General features: G+C 59.5%; 15 protein-coding genes. 14 read left to right on the top strand and 1 reads right to left on the bottom strand.

The genetic code is table 11. The features are described 5' to 3' along the window. Positions 1 to 309: 309 nt before the first annotated feature. The gene (locus AC5STI_RS10415; RefSeq protein WP_226429035.1) at positions 310 to 873 is read right to left on the bottom strand and encodes an EF-hand domain-containing protein; all 564 of its coding nucleotides are present in this window, start codon (positions 871 to 873) and stop codon (positions 310 to 312) included. 172 nt (positions 874 to 1,045) lie between these two features. Between AC5STI_RS10415 and AC5STI_RS10410 the strand changes: the two genes are divergently transcribed. The 14 genes from AC5STI_RS10410 (at position 1,046) to AC5STI_RS10345 (ending at position 16,941) form a co-directional block, all read left to right on the top strand. After that, the gene (locus AC5STI_RS10410; protein WP_027236553.1) at positions 1,046 to 1,771 is read left to right on the top strand and encodes a response regulator; all 726 of its coding nucleotides are present in this window, start codon (positions 1,046 to 1,048) and stop codon (positions 1,769 to 1,771) included. Continuing rightward, positions 1,768 to 3,168, top strand: a complete 1,401-nt coding sequence (locus tag AC5STI_RS10405) for an ATP-binding protein (RefSeq protein WP_027236554.1) — start codon at positions 1,768 to 1,770, stop codon at positions 3,166 to 3,168. Before AC5STI_RS10410 ends, AC5STI_RS10405 begins: the two co-directional genes overlap by 4 nt. A gap of 13 nt (positions 3,169 to 3,181) precedes the next feature. Then, on the top strand, positions 3,182 to 3,508 hold the full coding sequence (locus AC5STI_RS10400) for an SHOCT domain-containing protein (protein WP_226429034.1): 327 nt from the start codon (positions 3,182 to 3,184) through the stop codon (positions 3,506 to 3,508). Between the two features lie 175 nt (positions 3,509 to 3,683). Continuing rightward, the gene (locus AC5STI_RS10395) at positions 3,684 to 4,271 is read left to right on the top strand and encodes a L,D-transpeptidase (protein WP_036797401.1); all 588 of its coding nucleotides are present in this window, start codon (positions 3,684 to 3,686) and stop codon (positions 4,269 to 4,271) included. A 482-nt stretch (positions 4,272 to 4,753) separates the two neighbouring features. Further along, entirely contained in the window at positions 4,754 to 6,058 is a 1,305-nt protein-coding gene (locus AC5STI_RS10390; protein WP_495447753.1) for a multicopper oxidase family protein, read from the top strand. After that, on the top strand, positions 6,055 to 6,537 hold the full coding sequence (locus tag AC5STI_RS10385; RefSeq protein WP_039173618.1) for a c-type cytochrome: 483 nt from the start codon (positions 6,055 to 6,057) through the stop codon (positions 6,535 to 6,537). Before AC5STI_RS10390 ends, AC5STI_RS10385 begins: the two co-directional genes overlap by 4 nt. Further along, entirely contained in the window at positions 6,534 to 7,265 is a 732-nt protein-coding gene (locus tag AC5STI_RS10380) for a DsbA family protein (RefSeq protein WP_052254265.1), read from the top strand. Before AC5STI_RS10385 ends, AC5STI_RS10380 begins: the two co-directional genes overlap by 4 nt. 338 nt (positions 7,266 to 7,603) lie before the next feature. Then, positions 7,604 to 8,164 (top strand): VTT domain-containing protein, encoded by a 561-nt coding sequence (locus tag AC5STI_RS10375; RefSeq protein WP_152612228.1) that lies wholly within the window; start codon positions 7,604 to 7,606, stop codon positions 8,162 to 8,164. Between the two features lie 544 nt (positions 8,165 to 8,708). Further along, entirely contained in the window at positions 8,709 to 9,083 is a 375-nt protein-coding gene (locus AC5STI_RS10370; RefSeq protein WP_193747986.1) for a DUF5676 family membrane protein, read from the top strand. Positions 9,084 to 9,143: 60 nt separating this feature from the next. Beyond that, positions 9,144 to 10,529 carry an MBL fold metallo-hydrolase RNA specificity domain-containing protein gene (locus tag AC5STI_RS10365; protein WP_039173621.1) on the top strand — a complete coding sequence of 462 codons (1,386 nt, stop codon included), beginning with the start codon at positions 9,144 to 9,146 and terminating at the stop codon, positions 10,527 to 10,529. Further along, positions 10,526 to 12,031, top strand: a complete 1,506-nt coding sequence (locus tag AC5STI_RS10360; protein ID WP_027236563.1) for a thymidine phosphorylase family protein — start codon at positions 10,526 to 10,528, stop codon at positions 12,029 to 12,031. The genes AC5STI_RS10365 and AC5STI_RS10360 overlap by 4 nt, the downstream gene beginning before the upstream one ends. Continuing rightward, complete coding sequence (locus AC5STI_RS10355) at positions 12,028 to 12,930, top strand: ribose-phosphate diphosphokinase (protein WP_027236564.1); 903 nt, start codon at positions 12,028 to 12,030, stop codon at positions 12,928 to 12,930. The genes AC5STI_RS10360 and AC5STI_RS10355 overlap by 4 nt, the downstream gene beginning before the upstream one ends. A 47-nt stretch (positions 12,931 to 12,977) precedes the next feature. Continuing rightward, complete coding sequence (locus tag AC5STI_RS10350; protein ID WP_027236565.1) at positions 12,978 to 15,338, top strand: copper-transporting P-type ATPase; 2,361 nt, start codon at positions 12,978 to 12,980, stop codon at positions 15,336 to 15,338. 241 nt (positions 15,339 to 15,579) lie between these two features. After that, the gene (locus tag AC5STI_RS10345) at positions 15,580 to 16,941 is read left to right on the top strand and encodes an APC family permease (RefSeq protein ID WP_051357809.1); all 1,362 of its coding nucleotides are present in this window, start codon (positions 15,580 to 15,582) and stop codon (positions 16,939 to 16,941) included. The last annotated feature ends 9 nt before the right edge of the window (positions 16,942 to 16,950 follow it).

The following is a 16,950-nucleotide window of genomic DNA, read 5'->3' as shown; positions in this document are numbered from 1 at the left end:
TGACGGCCGGTAACCTGCTCCACGGTCCACCGCGAACGCGTCCAGCAGCTGCGTGTTTCCGTGTCTCGGAAACGATGGGAGTGCATCATTTGCGGAAATGACCTGGGTATGGCTATGGGGCGAGAAAAGGGATCTACTTTGCATTAGCAATCGGCAAGCGAGTAATTGTTCGATCACCCGCCACAAGCTTGCCGCTGCTTAGTAGTACAGCAAAAATGCCCAGCTTTTAAGGGATACGTTGAGATACTTGCCCCTAGAAAGGATGCCATCAGGCAGTGCCAGGTGGCATCCAGTAAAGTGTCTTGAGGATCAGTTATCCTTTGGCTGGTCCATCATACCATTGCCGGGCTGATTGCTTTTGGATTGCTGACCGCTATGGGCCATGCCGGATCCTGCCATCATCTGCTTCATGCGTGCCGTCTGGGCTGAGATCTCTTCCTCAGTCACCGCGCCGTTGCCGTCTGCATCGAGATGTTGAAAACGGTCTACCATTTGTTCGCGGATTATAGCGCTGTGGAAGGATTCGAACTCATCGATCGAAAGCGTGCCATTGCTGTCCGCGTCGTACTCCTTCAGAGCGGATTGAAGTTTTTCCGCCAACATGCCGGGTTTGCCCATGCCCAACATCTGGCGGTCCATCATGGCGCTGCCCATGGCGTGCCGCCCGTGCATCTGCATCATCATGTTATGCATTCGCTTCATGTCAGACATCATACCTCGGCCCATCATCTGCGAATCTGCATTTTGTTGCATCATGCCTGATGTATTGGCACCGGGTTTACCGCTGTGGCCGTGGCTGGCCTCTGCCAGTGCTGCGCCCGCCATTGTGCCGGATACCGCGAGAGTAAGCGCAATAAGTTTCAAATTCGTCATGTCCAGACCTTTCCCAGGGTGTTTGGATACATCCAATTTGGGATGTCAGGCGTGAGCTTGCCAGAGCGCCGGGTCGGGGAATTGTATCGCCCTGTCACAGCCGAAGCAGTTGATACATTCTGCGACAAAACTCTGCAGGACCACTTGCAGCAATAACCTATAATCGATGCAAATGAATGAAATGCCACATATTCTCGTCGTTGACGATCACCGTGAAATCCGGGCTGCGGTAACACGATACCTGGAAAAGAACGGCATGCGCGCAACTGCAGCGCAAGACGCGGCAGAGATGGATGCGAAACTGGCAACCGGGCATTTCGATCTGATTGTTCTGGACGTGATGATGCCGGGTGAAGACGGGCTTTCGGTCTGCCGGAGACTGTCTGGGGAAGGCGGTATCCCAATCCTTATGCTGACGGCCCTTGGGCAGGAAACAGACCGGATAGTCGGCCTGGAGATCGGTGCCGACGACTATTTGCCCAAGCCATTCAATCCGCGCGAGCTATTGGCACGCATCAAAGCGATCTTGCGCCGCACCGATCGTTCCGAACCATTGGCAGGCCGCTTGGCCGGGAAAAACGTTCGGTTTGCCCAGTGGGTGCTGGACAGCGACCGTCGTGTCCTCATTGACGGCACCGGGCAGGAAACTGCCCTGACCGGTGCCGACTTCAAGCTGTTGACGGTTTTGCTGGAGCGGGCGCGTTTGGTCCTGAGCCGGGATCAGCTTATGGATTTAACTGCGGGCCGGCGGGCGCCGCCGCTGGATCGGACAATAGACAACCAGATCAGCCGCTTGCGCCGCAAGATTGAGCAGGACCCCATGCAGCCGCGCCTGATCATCACCGTGCGCAACGGCGGCTATAGCTTGGCGGCAGATGTAGAGGTGATGGACGGATGAGGCGTGTCCTCAACAGTCTGCGCGGCCAACTGGTGCTATTGGTGATCCTGGCGCTGGCCGCCGCTCAGGCGGTCAGCCTTTGGCTATTTGTCGACGAGCGCAGTTTGGCGGTACGCGCGGCTCTCGGAGCGGAAACTGCTGGACGTGCCGCCAATGTGGCCCGACTGATCGAAGAAGCGCCTGCAAGTCTACACGCCTCGATTCTACGGGCTGCGAATTCGCCGCTGGTACGGTTCGGTATCGCACCGGAGCCCGAAGTCGAACATATGACGCATAACGGCAATGGGATTGTCGAAGAGCGAGTGCGGGCACTTCTGGATGGTAACTTCAGCCGCGAGATCCGGGTTGAGCTGCATGAGGTTGATGGCGCGGATCTGCCGCTGCCCCACCTCGATCAGGAAATGGCCGCTATGCACCGGGAAATGATGCGCGGACACATGTCGGCGATTGAATTGAAGCTGTCCATTGCGTTGTCTGGCAGCCAATGGCTGAATGTTGATACCCGGTTTGAACGGCCGCCTTTGCAATGGCCGCTTTTTTCGACACTGACTTTTGCGCTTACAGCGGGCTTCATTCTAATTGTTGTGTTCTGGTTCTTGATGAGCCGGGTAACGGGACCGCTGCGCAGGCTTTCCGTTGCTGCTGACCGGTTGGGGAGGGGAGAAGACGTGGACGCACTGCCTGCGGTAGGGCCATGCGAAGTGCAAGATCTGACCGATGCGTTTAACCGGATGCAAGAACGCCTGAAACGTTTTGTTGCAGATCGCACCCGGCTGCTGGCGGCGTTGGGCCATGACCTTCGATCGCCTTTGACAGCTATGCGGGTCAGGGCAGAATTTGTCGACGAGGAGGAAACCCGGGACAGCCTCATATCTTCGATCGAGGAAATGCAGAGCATGGTAGACTCGGTATTGGCTTTCGCCCGGGGGCTGGCGGTGTCCGAGCCGCTAGAGGTGTGTGAACTGGGTAAGTTCCTGGAACAGCTGCGCGCTGATATGCTTGATCGCTTCGATTTACATCCAGGGGTGACGACAGAAGTTGGCCTGCGGCCAAACGCGATGCGGCGGGCTTTGCGCAACGTGATCGAGAACGCGCTGCGCTATGGTGGCTGGGCGCGGGTTGGATACGGGATCGATGGCAAAAACGCTTTGATCACGGTGGTAGACTCCGGCCCAGGTATCCCTGAGGAAGATTTGGAGCGGGTGTTTGATCCGTTTCTGCGGCTGGAGGCGTCGCGGTCGCTCGAAACCGGCGGCTACGGGCTCGGCTTATCCATCGCTCGTACGATTGCGCGGGCTCATGGCGGTGACATAACCCTGGCTAACCGTCCGGATGGCGGGCTGTTGGCGACGCTCGCAATCCCTCTGGCGAAGGATCAAACCGAAATTGAAACGTGAACCGGAGACAAAGATGAAACGACAGGTTGCAACTCTGGCAATTGTGCTTCTGCCCTTGGCTTCTGCTGTGGCTTGGGCGGATACTTCGGGTGACTGGGACCGGGGATATGGCCACATGATGTGGGCAGGCGGCTTCGGTATGCTCGGCGCCCTGATGATGCTGCTGTTCTGGGGAGCGTTTATTGCTCTCATCGTAGTGGCGGTGCGATGGCTGACTGACAAGCGTAGCGCAGGCCCGGACACCTCTAGTGACGCGCTGAAGGTGCTGCGCAGCAGGTTTGCCCAAGGTGAAATCGACGAAGAAGAGTTCAGGCGCCGCAAGGCCGCACTCGACGAATGACATCTCATGCTCCGCGTATTGCGGCGCGTGTCAGAGGCTGAGCCGGAGGCAGGGGCTCGTGAAAGAAATGGCAGGCAAGCAGACGTGCTGATTATCGAGGGCGCAGCGGGTGTTAATCTTTGGCAGGGGCTCAGAAGACTATACGGTACCGGTGAAACAGTCAGAAGGAGGAATTATGCTGAGACGGGATTTCATTGTCGGGGCAGGGGCGTTGACGGTGCTGGGTTCAAAGGGCAGCGCGCATACGCCAACGCTTCCGGTCTACGATATGCCCGAAGAGCTTTTGCCGCGCGAGGTGCGCATCCAGAACGACCTTACGCCATATGAGGTGCATGTGGATCCAGAGCAGTTCGCACTGTACTGGACGCTGCCTGAGGGCCGCGCGATCCGTTATGCGGTCGGGATTGGCCGGCCTGGCCTGTACGAGGCGGGCGAATTCTATGTCGGCGCGAAAAAGGTGTGGCCCAGTTGGAAGCCGACACCGGACATGATACAGCGCGAACCGCACCGCTATGCCAGGTTTGCCGATGGCATGCCCGGTGGTCTCGGTAATCCACTTGGCTCACGCGCGCTTTATCTGTTTCAGCCCGGGCGCGGGGATACGTTTCTGCGTATTCACGGCACCAATGAACCGGACACAATCGGACGGCGCGTGTCGAATGGTTGTGCAAGGCTGGTAAACGATCAGATGATCAACCTCTACGACAGGGTGCCGTTGGATACCCGGGTTGTGCTTCACCCCGTGGTGAACTTGCCAGCCTGAGGTTGCGCATAGGACTTGCCGGTTGTCGGATAGGCAGAGTTCGGTCCGAGATGCAGAGAGATGCGTCCCCAAACGTTCACTAACCGCACCACGGCCTTGGCAGGGGCGCGGTGTGGGAGCTCTAGAAGCCTGTCATGGAAAAGCAGGCGCTCGGGCCCGTCCTAAGAACTTGGGCGAATGTGTCTGGGATACTCTCGGATACAAAAATGGTGATGAGGCGGCATTGACGTTCCCATGCTGGAAGGCGGCAGTGCAAAGCCAAGGGAGACGCGGTTTGGAAGCAGTAGAGGCATACCGCCCTCCGCCAAACTGAGTGAATGTTCTGATTATTGAGATAATCAGAACATCAGTGAACCGTCCCTCGCGGTTCGCTTGTCTGAGAGGAAAGAGAAATGTTTTCAAGACGAGGGTTTCTGACAGCGGCGGGTGCCGCTGGCGTGTTGGCGGAATTGCCGGTCCGGGGGGATGCCCTGGTGCCGGACATGATGGAGTTGCGCGCCACCGTCAAAGCGGTGCAGCTACTGCCGTCAGACTACCCAAAAACTGAGATTTGGGGTTATTCAGGCGGCACGCCGGGACCGGAAATCCGGGTGCCCCAAGGCGGCCGGGTGCGACGGCGTTTTGTCAACGATCTGCCGCAGGCAAGCACGGTCCATTGGCACGGCATCCGCGCGGCGAATTCGATGGATGGGGTTGCTGGGCTTACCCAGGCACCGGTTCAGCCACGGGGCAGCTTCGACTATGATTTCACCGTTCGGGATGCAGGCACCTATTGGTATCACGCGCACAACCGGTCCGTCGAACAGGTGGCGCGCGGACTGCACGGCCCGCTCATTGTTGACGAAAAGGCACCTCCGGATATTGACCGGGATATCACACTGGTACTCGATGACTGGCTGCTGGAACCTGATGGCGGGCAGCTAAATCCAGACTTCGAGACGCGCCATGACCGGTCACATGCTGGCCGGTTGGGCAATTTCATTTCGACCAACGGACAGTCAGCCTGGACCCAATCGGTCAAGCGGCATGAGCGGCTCCGGCTTCGGCTGATCAATGCCTCCAACGCTAGGATCTTCATGCTGGCGCTGGTCAACTTCGAGGGCTGGGTGATGGCGCTGGACGGGATGCCGCTGCCAGCACCCAAGACCGTTTCGGGAGATTTGCTGCTCGGTCCCGGCCAGCGTGCTGATCTCCTTGTAGATGTCACAGCCGGAGACGGCGAAGAGGCGTTTCTCGCGCGGATCGAGGACAATCAAGGCTATGCCCATGCTGCCTTCCCGGTGCGCGGCGTGTCCAGTAGCGCCCGGCGCGGTTCCCCGGCGCCGCTTCCGCCGAACCCGGCGATGGAGGTGACGGGGTTGGATGCTGCGAGGGAGCTGCGGCTTGACATGGCTGGCGGAGCAATGGGTTCGCTGCGCAGTGCTGTTCTTAACGGGCAGAACACCGGGTTCCGGCAAATGGTGGAGGCGAACCAGTTCTGGGCCTTCAACGGTACTGTTGGCATGACGCAGACTCCGCTGGCCACGGTGGCGCGGGGCGAGACTGTCCGGGTCACAGTGTCCAACGACACAGCATTCCCGCACGCTATGCATCTGCACGGGATGCATTTCCGCACCGTAAATGCCGATGGCTCGATGGGCCACCTGCGCGACACGCTTCTCAGCTTTGCCGGCGAAAGCCACGAGATTGCTTTTGTTGCCGATAATCCCGGCGATTGGGCATTCCACTGTCACATGCTTTCGCATGCGGCCTCTGGCATGATGACCTGGATCCGGGTGCAGGCATGACGCGGGCGGTCATCAGTGCGGCGGCGGTGCTGGCGGTCGCCGGAGTTGCAGCGGCGTGGGTTTTCCGGCCTTCTTTCCCGGTCGCGCCAATGGCTGATGCGGTGTCAGTTGCACAGGGAAAGGTGCTCTATGCGGAGTACTGTGCGTCTTGCCACGGGGCAAATCTGGAGGGCCAGCCGAATTGGCGCAGCCCAGGAGAGGATGGCCGTCTGCCGGCGCCTCCGCATGATGAGACGGGCCACACTTGGCACCATTCTGACCGAATGCTGTTCGAGTATACCAAATTGGGGGGGCAGGCTGCGCTAGCAAACAGCGGAGTCGCCTTGGACAGCGGCATGCCAGGCTTTGGCAGCCAGCTGAGTGATGCGCAAATTCGCGGTATCCTGAATTTCATAAAATCAGCTTGGCCCGAGCGCGAGCAGCGGTACCAAGCAGAAAGAACAGAAGTAGAAGCCCAGCAAGAAGGAAGAAACCAATGATCCGTCCTAAACGTATATTGCCGGTACTTTGTCTTACCTTTTTGCCTTTGCCCGGCCTGACCAAAGAATTGACAGAGGAGGAGATCAAGCAACTGGTCTATGAGGCAATCCTGGAGCGGCCCGAAATCATCATGCAGGCGGTCGAAATGCTGCAGCGTGACCAGGACGCCGCCAAAGCTGAAGCTGCTCGGGTGGTTCTTGACAACAACCGTGCCACGCTGGAACGCGATCCCAACGCCCCGGTTCTGGGCAATCCCGAAGGGGATGTAACGGTTGTCGAGTTCTTCGATTACAACTGCCCCTATTGCCGCCGTGCGATGGCTCCAGTGCAGGGGCTGCTGAAAGATGATGCCAATATCCGGCTGGTCTACCGCGAGTGGCCCATCCTGGGTGACGGGTCTGTCTTTGCCGCGCGTGCCGCTCTGGCTTCGCGTATACAAGGAAAGTACGAAGAATTCCATTGGGCTCTGATGGGAATGCAGGGCAGGGCTACGGAGGCTGCGGTCATCCGTATCGCACGTGAAACCGGGCTGGACGTGGAACAGTTGCGCCAGGACATGGACGCGCCAGAGGTGGAGGAGCATATTGCCACTTCTATGGCGCTGTCGCGCAAGTTGGGCTTCAACGGCACGCCGTCTTTCGTGATTGGCGAAAACTTGATTCCCGGTTTTGTTGAGCAACCGCAACTGCAAGAACTGGTAAAACAGGCACGCGAAGCTGCGGAGTGACGACGATTGCTCTATCGCGGGCAACAGCACTCAGGGCCGGTGCAATATTGCTTGGAAAGCTCGCCTATTTGTATCGAGCTGTCGCAAAGCGCTTCGCTACGACTGAGCGATACAATTGCCCATCCGGGCGAGGTGGATCGGCCAATCCTGAATGCCCTAGTCTGTGGAAGATGGCGATACATCAATAAACGCGCCAACGATTTCGACGAGGAAGGCACATGCTGCGCACAGGACGATTACCGGATTTCCGTCGCTGCCACAGGTCGGTGCTAGCGGTTGTGGCCGTCGCTTTGTTGCTGGTGCTTGTTCTTTGGAGGGCTGATGCTTTGCCGCCTGTAATGACGCGTGCAGACATTACAGCCTGGGTCGATGCAGCTGGCATCTTGGGGCCGCTGGTGATCGTAGGGCTCATGACTATGGCGATCGTTGCCAGCCCTTTGCCTTCAGCTCCTGTAGCGGTGGCAGCCGGGGCGGCCTACGGGCATGTGCTGGGCACCGGTCTCGTTGCACTGGGGGCCGAGTTGGGAGCGATCATCGCCTTTCTGATTGCCCGGCGATTGGGGCGCTCGGCTATCCAGCGCCATCTGGGCGCTAAGCTTGAGACAGGTCTCATGGGATCGCAGAATGCGCTGATGCTGACGGTGTTTGGCAGCCGCCTTTTGCCCTTCGTTTCATTTGACTTGATCAGCTATGCAGCAGGGCTGACTGCATTGCGGTTCTGGCGCTTCGCACTCGCAACCGCGGCGGGCATTTTGCCAGCGAGCTTCATCCTGGCGCATCTTGGCAGTGAGCTGGCCGGGCCTGATGGACCTGGTGCCATCTGGGCAGTGCTGGGGCTAGGGCTGCTGACCGGAGCGCCTCTTCTTTGGGCAGCCTGGAAGCGAGAGCAAGGCGGTTGAGGCAAATCAAGGCCTCCGGGTAAATAAAATGTAGACTTGAGTAGTCATTTGGAGAAGCGGATCGTGGGAGTTGCAGGAGTAACGTACAGGAGAATTGGACTGCGGCGGCTTCGCTCGGCGCTTCACCTGACTCTGGTCCTGCTGTTGTCTGCAATTCTGATGGCGTCTGCGGGGTCGGACCGAACGGTAGGTGCAGAGCATTCAATGCCTGGCTATAGCCATGTTCAGGCCTTAGCTGCGGATTTTGGGCAGCAAGAGTCTATTCAGCACGATCAGAACCTCTATAGCGTGCCTGCGTCTTTGGGTGACTGTGGACTGCATGCAATGTGTCACGCCTTGGCTCTACTCCCAATTGTCCTGATGCCTGAATGGAAGCCGGAAATGTCGGTTGCCGTACTCAATATCCGGCTGCTTGCGGACGGAATAGCCCTTTCACCGTCTCCACACCCTCCGAATTTTTCCTGAACCAACCACCCGGTCCAGTTGAGCGCCCAGCCAAGCGGCCCGGTTCACATGCTGTGTGGTGTGTTCAGGAGTTCGAGAAGTGTTTGCCATACTCTATTTTGCGACTGCAGCTCTGCTAGTCTTTGCTGTGCTGCGGCTTGGATGCGGCCCTTGCGCAACCGGTCAAGTTTCTGAGGTCGGCCCCGAAAACGTGATGGCGCCCCCGCGTATCCCTGTCGTCAAGCTGGGCTGGGCGCTGAGCATTTTCCTGGCCGTGACTTATATGCTGTGTGTCGGCTTCGATCTGATCTTTCCGCAGTATGCGATGTACCGCGCTTGGATCTCGCTGATGCCTGGCATGACGTGGCTCACAGCAACTTCCTTCCTGATCGGACTAGCAGAAGCCTTTGCCTACGGTTGGTTCGTGGCACTCGTATTTGGGCCAATTTTCAACGTGATCGCCGCGCGTGGATGAGGCGCAACAAGTCACCTTGCTACCCTAAAGCGTTCGGAGCAATAGAAGAGGAGACGTGCAATGAGCAAGTCGCAGCAACCGACCCTGCGCTTCCTCGGGGCCACCGGGACCGTCACTGGATCCCGCTACCTCGTTGAATGGCGCAGTCGCAGGATCCTGATCGATTGCGGGCTGTTTCAAGGGTTCAAGCAGCTCCGCTTACGCAATCGGAAGCCTTTTCCGGTCCGGCCTCGATCTATCGATACTGTTCTCCTGACACATGCACATCTCGATCATTCCGGCTATATCCCTGCGCTGGTTAAGGCAGGGTTCGCGGGCAAGGTCATTTGCACACAATCGACTAAGGAATTGTGCGGCTTGATCCTGCCCGACAGTGGACATCTGCAGGAGGAAGAGGCGTCCTTTGCCCGCCGTAAGAAGTTTTCGGTCCATGCCCGCCCGACCCCCCTTTACACGCGAAAGGATGCGCAGAAGGCGCTGAGCAAGCTGGAAACTGTGCCATTCGACATGCCAGTCGATTTAGGCGACGGGATCACGGCCAACTTCATCCCGGCAGGGCATTTGCTTGGAGCTGCGCAAATACGATTATGCCTTGGTAGCACGTCATTGCATTTCAGCGGTGACCTCGGCCGTCAAAGCGACCCTCTGATGCGCTCTCCAACCCCGTTTGCGGGAGCAGACGTCCTTGTGTGTGAATCCACCTATGGCAACCGCCTGCATGAGCTTGTCGATGCCGAAGCGCAGCTCTCCCGTGTTATCCGCCGGGTTATCGGGCGGGGCGGAACAATCCTCATCCCGGCCTTTGCGGTAGGGCGGGCACAGGGGCTGATGTATCACATCGCGCGGCTTCGCAGACGCGGTGATATTCCCGAAGTGCCGGTCTTTCTAAACAGCCCGATGGCGACAAATGCCACCGAAATTTATCACCGCCATCACAGTGAGCATAAGGTCAGCTGGGCCGAATGCTTGGATATGTTTGAACTCGCCAAGCGTGTGCGTTCTGTTGAAGAATCCAAGCAGCTCAACACCATGCCTTTCCCCAAAATCATCATTTCAGCCAGCGGCATGCTGACTGGAGGACGTATTCTGCATCACGTTCTTTCATATGGAGGGGACCGCCGTAACGCGATCCTGCTGTCGGGGTTTCAAGCCAGCGGAACGCGCGGTGCTGCGCTTGCCGCCGGAGCAGATCACTTGCGCATCTTTGGGCGTGACATCCCGATCGAGGCTGAGGTGATCTCTCCGGGCAGCTTGTCCGGCCATGCCGATGCCAACGAGCTACTTGAATGGCTGGGCGCTGCGTCGGTCCCACCCCGGATGACCTACGTGACTCACGGTGAGCCAGAAGCGGCCGACGCGCTGCGTTTTCGCATCAACCATGAACTGGGCTGGAAAGCGAGGGTGCCAGAGCACCTTGAAACAATCCGTTTGGAGACGCCGCGATGACGCGTGATAGACATTGCCTTCCGCTAGTACGGGCGGAAATAGACACTTACAGCCAGCCTGTCGTCTTCATGCATCTGGACTGCCATGTTTGCCGCGCCGAAGGGTTTCGTGCGCTGACCCGGGTGCGGATCGACTGCGGCGGACGGTCCGTGATCGCATCGCTGAACGTTGTCACCGGGGCAGGATGGCTGGGTCCGGAAGCGGCAGCGCTATCCGACGCAGCTTGGGCGGCATTGCGGCCGAGGCTGGGTGATATGGGTCAGTTCTCTCACCCCGAACTGCCAGAGGCGGCTTCGCTAATCCGCGCCAAGGTCTATGGTGAGCGGCTGCACCAAGCGCAATTCGCCACGATCATAAAAGATGCGATGGCACACCGGCTGTCGGATTTGGATCTGGCTGCCTTCGTAACGGCTTGTGCAGGAGAGCACCTGAGTACCTGTGAAACCATCGCTTTGACCCGTGCCATGCAGGAGGCTGGCAGATCACTGGAATGGGGCGAAGGGCCTGTGCTGGACAAGCATTGCGTTGGCGGGTTGCCCGGGAACCGCACCACACCGATCGTAGTGGCCATCGTCGCGGCAGCGGGGCTTGTGATCCCCAAGACATCCAGCCGTGCCATTACTTCGCCTTCAGGGACCGCTGACACAATGGAGGTAATGGCTCCGGTGGCGCTCGATACTGCTGCCATGAGCAAGGTTGTCGAAGCGCAGGGTGGCTGCATCGTTTGGGGCGGAGCCTTGGGGCTTAGCCCGGCCGACGACATTCTGATCCGCATTGAGCGGCCTCTCGACTTTGACAGCGACGGGCAATTGGTTGCCAGCATTCTCTCCAAAAAGGCGGCGGCCGGATCGGACCGTGTCGTGATCGACATCCCTGTGGGGCCCACCGCGAAAGTGCGTTCGGAAAATGCGGCCGAAGCCCTGTCGGCGCGGCTGCGCGCCACAGCCCGGGCGATTGGATTGGACCTGGCGATTCATGTCAGCGACGGCAGCCAGCCAGTAGGGTGCGGGATCGGTCCGGCACTCGAGGCAATGGATGTGCTGAAGGTGCTGCGCCGTACACCAGATGCGCCGGGCGATCTGAGAGAACGGGCGCTGGTACTGGCTGGGCTCCTGCTGGAAATGAGCGGAGAAACCGCAGGCGTTGAGCGGGCGAGGGTTTTGCTCGACAGCGGCGCGGCGGAGCATCGGTTCATGGCGATATGCGCGGCTCAGGGCGGGTTTGCCGAGCCGGCTAAAGCCCCCTACCGGATACCTTTTGTAGCCCCTTGCGATGGAGTGATCACAGCTATCGACAACCGCCTTATTGCCCGGGTGGCAAAACTGGCCGGGGCCCCGCAGCAGGCCCGCGCAGGGGTGTTGCTTATGGCGCGGCCCGGGACACTGGTCCAGCTCGGACAACCCCTGTTCGAAATCTGGGCTGAGACGCCGGGCGAATTGGCCTATGCCAGCGATTTTTCCAGCGCGCAGAAAGAGATTTTCCGCATTGAGGTGCCAAAATGAGACCCGTTCTGATCCCATTTCACAATATGCGTCCACTGGCAGATCAACTGGCGGCGCTGATCGGGGCAGAAGTGGCGCCAGTGGACTGGCACCGGTTTCCGGATGGCGAGAGCCGGATAACCCTGCATGGTGATCTCGAAGGCCGCGAGTCGGTGATCCTGTGTTCTTTGTGTGACCCGGACCGGCATGCGATGCCGCTGCGCTTTGCCGCTGATACGGCGCGCGAGATGGGCGCTGTACACGCCGGTCTAATTGCGCCCTATCTGGGGTACATGCGCCAGGACCGGAGGTTCCACTCTGGAGAGGCGGTTAGCGCCAGATTGTTCGCCCGTTTCCTCGAGGAAAGCTTTGACTGGCTTGTGACGGTGGATCCGCATCTGCATCGGATCCAGGCCCTTGATGAGTTGTTTGCCATTCCCGCTGGCCGGGTTTCTGCTGCGCCACTGCTGGCACAGTGGATCGCGGAGAGTGTTGAAAATCCGGTGCTGGTTGGCCCCGATAGCGAAAGCCGGCAATGGGTTGCGGAGGTCGCTTCGCTCGTTGGCTGTCCATACGAGGTTTTGCGCAAGGTGCGTTCCGGCGACCGCAGAGTTGAGGTTAGCAAATCCGGCCGCCAGTGGAGATGTTCCGGCACACCAGTTCTAGTCGATGATATTGCGTCCTCGGGGAGAACATTGGTGGGGGCAATCGAACGGCTGGCGGAAGCCGGAGCCAAGCCGCCTCTGTGTGCGGTAATCCATGCAGTCTTTGCCGGGCAAGCTCACGCCGAGATTCTGGCCGCCGGGGCAAGCCAAGTCGTGACCACCGATACGATTCCTCATGAAAGCAATGCTATCGGCATCGCCCCGCTTCTAGCCGAGGCGGCAAATCATACGCTGGCTGCGTTGACCTTACAGTGACTTGAAAACTCACGATGGCGGCATTCCCCAACCGGAAGGGCAATAACATGAACGAACTTCCCAACAATAAAAGCTCCAGTGTAGCAGACGAAGACAAATTTGTTTGTCCGATGCACCCGCACATTCGGAGCGCTGAAGCTGAAAACTGCCCGATTTGCGGCATGCACCTTGTCCCAGAAGCTGGCAAGGAAACGGCCGGTCATGCTCACCACCATGGGCACGCAGCTTTCGGGCATGGAAAAACTGCTCTGAGTGGAGGTTATGACAAGGTTCCCATTGGCTGGGAAGGCCCTGTGTATACTTGCCCAATGCACCCGGAAGTTCGGCAAACCGAACCGGGCGCGTGCCCTCTTTGCGGGATGGGGCTGGAGCGAGAAGCAGGTTCTGTTGCGGAGGAGGGGCCAAACCCAGAACTCACCGATTTCACCCGGCGGCTCTGGGCCGGTGCGATACTAACAGTTCCATTGTTGGTTCTTACCATGGGGCCCTATGCCGGCCTGGCAGGTGTCCGGGATATTTTCGGGGAACGTAACACACTCTGGATTGAACTGCTTCTTGGCTCGCCGGTTGTCTGGTGGAGCGGCTGGCCGTTTCTTGTTCGCGGCTGGAACTCGTTCCGCACCATGAACCTCAATATGTTCAGCTTGATCAGCATGGGAGTGGCGGCGGCCTGGCTATTCAGCGTTGCGGCAGTACTTGCACCGGGCATGTTCCCTGACGGCTTCCGTGACGCCGAAGGGCATGTCGGCGTCTATTTTGAGGCTGCGGCAGTGATTGTCACGCTTGTTCTGTTGGGGCAGGTGATGGAATTGCGGGCCCGGGAAGGGACCGGGCGGGCGATCCGTGCCCTGCTGGATATGGCGCCCAAGACCGCACGGGTGATCCGCATCGGTGGACAGGAAGAAGAGATCCCCCTGGATGAGGTGCAGGTGGGAGACCGGCTGAGGGTAAGGCCGGGAGACAAGGTGCCGGTGGACGGCACGGTGTTGGAGGGACGCTCCTCGGTCGACGAAAGCATGATTTCCGGAGAGCCTGTCCCGGTCGAGAAGGTCGAGGGTTCCAGTGTTACAGGTGCGACGATCAATGGCACCGGGTCATTGGTGATTGAAGCCACGAGAGTCGGGGCCGACACGATGTTGTCCCAGATCGTCGATATGGTGGCTAAGGCGCAGAAAAGCCGCGCACCAATCCAGAAGTATGCCGACAAGGTGGCAGGCTGGTTTGTGCCGGCCGTGATTGCTGTTGCGGTCTTGGCTTTTGCCGGATGGGCGATCTGGGGTCCGGCTCCTGCGCTGAGCTATGGCCTGGTCGCGGCGGTCGCCGTATTGATCATCGCCTGTCCCTGCGCGCTTGGCTTGGCGACGCCGATGTCGATCATGACCGCGACCGGCCGGGGTGCGCAGGCCGGTGTGCTCATCAAGAACGCCGAGGCGCTTGAGCGGTTCGAAAAGGTGGACACGCTGATTGTCGACAAGACAGGCACCCTGACCGAGGGCAAGCCGCGGCTGATCGCGGTTGTGCCCGAGCCGGGCCATGACGAAGCAGAAGTGCTCCGGCTGGCGGCGACGTTGGAGAAAGGCTCGGAGCACCCTTTGGCCGAGGCCATCGTGACCGGAGCGCTGGAACGGGGCATCAAACTCGGTGAGGCCACGGAATTTGATGCAGTCACCGGGAAGGGGGTGAAGGGGCGTGTGGACGGCCATGCGGTGGCGCTTGGCAACCTCCGCCTGATAGCGGACCTGGGGCTGGAGGCTGCCGGTCTTGCTTCTACGGCCGATGCCCGTCGGGATCAGGGTGAAACCGTAATGTTCGTGGTACTGAATGGCGCCGTGGCCGGCCTGGTGGCCGTTGCCGATCCGGTGAAGGAAGCGACCCCTTCCGCGCTGAAGGCGCTACATGATCTGGGCTTCCGCATCATCATGGCCACCGGCGACAATGAGCGCACGGCCCGCGCCGTTGCCGGGAAGCTGGGTATCGACGAGATCCGCGCGGATGTGCTGCCGCAGGACAAAGCCCGAATTATCCGCGAGTTGCAGGAACAGGGGCGCAGCGTCGCCATGGCCGGGGACGGCGTGAATGACGCGCCCGCGCTGGCACAGGCGGATGTCGGTATCGCCATGGGCACCGGCGCCGACGTGGCCATCGAAAGTGCGGGTTTCACTCTGGTCAAGGGCAACCTGGATGGCATCGTGCGTGCCCGGCGCCTGGCGCGCGCGACCATGCGCAACATCCGGCAGAACCTGTTCTTTGCGTTGATCTACAATGCCTCCGGGGTGCCGGTCGCGGCGGGAGTACTGTTTCCGTTCTTCGGCATTCTGATCAGTCCGATGTTTGCCGCTTTTGCAATGAGCGCGTCATCTGTTTCCGTGGTGCTCAATTCCCTGCGCCTACGCGGGGTAAAGATATGACCGGGCAAACTTTCCTTTTCCTCGCCTCTCTGTCCGGTGTTGCAAGCGCAGTCAGGCGTGGTCGCCGCGTTCAGAGCCAGACGGCTGCAGGCCGCTGTTTCGACACTAGGCGAGTGAACAACCGGGGCCGGGCCGTGAGCGGAGAGCGTGATGGTGCAGGAGGTCGGGGAGGCCCGCGCCGGATCGCAGACGCAACAGCAAACAGCAAAGAAACCAGGCAATTAGTTCATAGGAGTCCGCGATGAGCGAGGAAAGTGAAGGACATGCCCAGGCCGCGGACTACAGGTCCGGCTCGATTTCTCTGACCGGGGCTGTCGCCATGGGCACCGGCGTGATGATCGGGGCCGGTATCTTTGCGTTGACGGGACAGATTGCGGGGTTGGCCGGGTCCTGGTTCCCTCTGTCGTTCGCCGCAGGTGCGCTGGTCACGATGTTCAGCGCCTACAGCTATATTGCGATGTCCAACGCCTGGCCCTCCGCCGGCGGAATCGCGATGATCCTGACCAAGGCATATGGTCCGGGTACGGTGGCGGCTGCGGCCTCGGTTCTCATGGCGCTGTCGATGGTGATCAACGAAAGCCTGGTGGCGCGCACCTTTGCGACTTACGCGCTTCGGCCTTTCGGTATCGATGGCGGACCGTTGGTGCCGTTGATCGGCGTGGCGCTGATCATCTTCGCGTATATGGTCAATGTTTCCGGAAACCGTTCTGTCGGGCGCTGGTCAATCGTGATGTCCGCCATAAAGATCGCAGGGATCGCGTTGTTCGGCATTGCGGCACTCTGGGCCAGCGGCGGTGAATGGCAATCAGGGAACGGCGGTGCAGAAACCAGCGGACTGGGCTTCGCAGCCTCGGTGGCCCTGTCCATCCTGGCGTTCAAGGGTTTCACCACGATAACCAACAGCGGTGCTGAAATCACCGATCCGCACCGCAATGTCGGCAGGACCATCCTGATCTCAATCGCCATTTGTACCGCAGTGTATCTGCTGGTGGCTTTGGCTGTCGGCGCCAGCCTCAGCACAGAGGAGATCCGCGCAGCGCAGGATTACGCCCTTGCCGAGGCCGCGGGCCCGGTGCTCGGGCAGGTTGGATTCTACCTGACCGTGGCACTGGCTATGGTGGCAACTGCGTCGGGGCTGATAGCCAGCATCTTCGCCGTTTCCCGCATGCTCACCATGCTGACCGACATGGAGATGATCCCGCACAGCCATTTCGGCATGTCCGGCTCCATCCGGTCGCACATGCTGATTTATACCGTGTTTGTTGCCGGTGCATTGACCGTGCTGTTTGACCTTGGGCGCATCGCCTCGCTGGGGGCGTTCTTCTATCTGGTCATGGATATGGCAGTGCATTGGGGCGTCTGGCGGAACTTGCGGCGCAAGATCGAAGTGCGCGGCTGGATCCTGCTGACAGCATTGGCTCTCGACGCGGCGGTTCTGGCGGCATTTTCAGTGATCAAGTGGCAGTCGGATCCAATGATTGTGCTGATTGCTCTAGCCGTGATCATCGCGGTGCTGCTGGCTGAGCGGCTGTTTCTTGCCCGGGAAGGGCAACGGGACAACACGTCTGGCGTACACAGCCAGCACCGGCAGCCAACTGAATAGGTAGATGAA

Source organism: Leisingera sp. CC-HEC096 (assembly GCF_059429235.1).
The sequence above is the reverse complement of the archived record's forward strand: the minus strand, read 5'-3'. Positions and strand labels throughout refer to the sequence as shown.

Excerpts from the sequence above, each read along its gene's own strand:
- AC5STI_RS10415 (WP_226429035.1), bottom strand. The coding sequence starts at position 873 with ATGACGAATTTGAAACTTATTGCGCTTACTCTCGCGGTATCCGGCACA.
- AC5STI_RS10410 (WP_027236553.1), top strand. The coding sequence starts at position 1,046 with ATGAATGAAATGCCACATATTCTCGTCGTTGACGATCACCGTGAAATC.
- AC5STI_RS10405 (WP_027236554.1), top strand. The coding sequence starts at position 1,768 with ATGAGGCGTGTCCTCAACAGTCTGCGCGGCCAACTGGTGCTATTGGTG.
- AC5STI_RS10400 (WP_226429034.1), top strand. The coding sequence starts at position 3,182 with ATGAAACGACAGGTTGCAACTCTGGCAATTGTGCTTCTGCCCTTGGCT.
- AC5STI_RS10395 (WP_036797401.1), top strand. The coding sequence starts at position 3,684 with ATGCTGAGACGGGATTTCATTGTCGGGGCAGGGGCGTTGACGGTGCTG.
- AC5STI_RS10390 (WP_495447753.1), top strand. The coding sequence starts at position 4,754 with ATGATGGAGTTGCGCGCCACCGTCAAAGCGGTGCAGCTACTGCCGTCA.
- AC5STI_RS10385 (WP_039173618.1), top strand. The coding sequence starts at position 6,055 with ATGACGCGGGCGGTCATCAGTGCGGCGGCGGTGCTGGCGGTCGCCGGA.
- AC5STI_RS10380 (WP_052254265.1), top strand. The coding sequence starts at position 6,534 with ATGATCCGTCCTAAACGTATATTGCCGGTACTTTGTCTTACCTTTTTG.
- AC5STI_RS10375 (WP_152612228.1), top strand. The coding sequence starts at position 7,604 with ATGACGCGTGCAGACATTACAGCCTGGGTCGATGCAGCTGGCATCTTG.
- AC5STI_RS10365 (WP_039173621.1), top strand. The coding sequence starts at position 9,144 with ATGAGCAAGTCGCAGCAACCGACCCTGCGCTTCCTCGGGGCCACCGGG.
- AC5STI_RS10360 (WP_027236563.1), top strand. The coding sequence starts at position 10,526 with ATGACGCGTGATAGACATTGCCTTCCGCTAGTACGGGCGGAAATAGAC.
- AC5STI_RS10355 (WP_027236564.1), top strand. The coding sequence starts at position 12,028 with ATGAGACCCGTTCTGATCCCATTTCACAATATGCGTCCACTGGCAGAT.
- AC5STI_RS10350 (WP_027236565.1), top strand. The coding sequence starts at position 12,978 with ATGAACGAACTTCCCAACAATAAAAGCTCCAGTGTAGCAGACGAAGAC.
- AC5STI_RS10345 (WP_051357809.1), top strand. The coding sequence starts at position 15,580 with ATGAGCGAGGAAAGTGAAGGACATGCCCAGGCCGCGGACTACAGGTCC.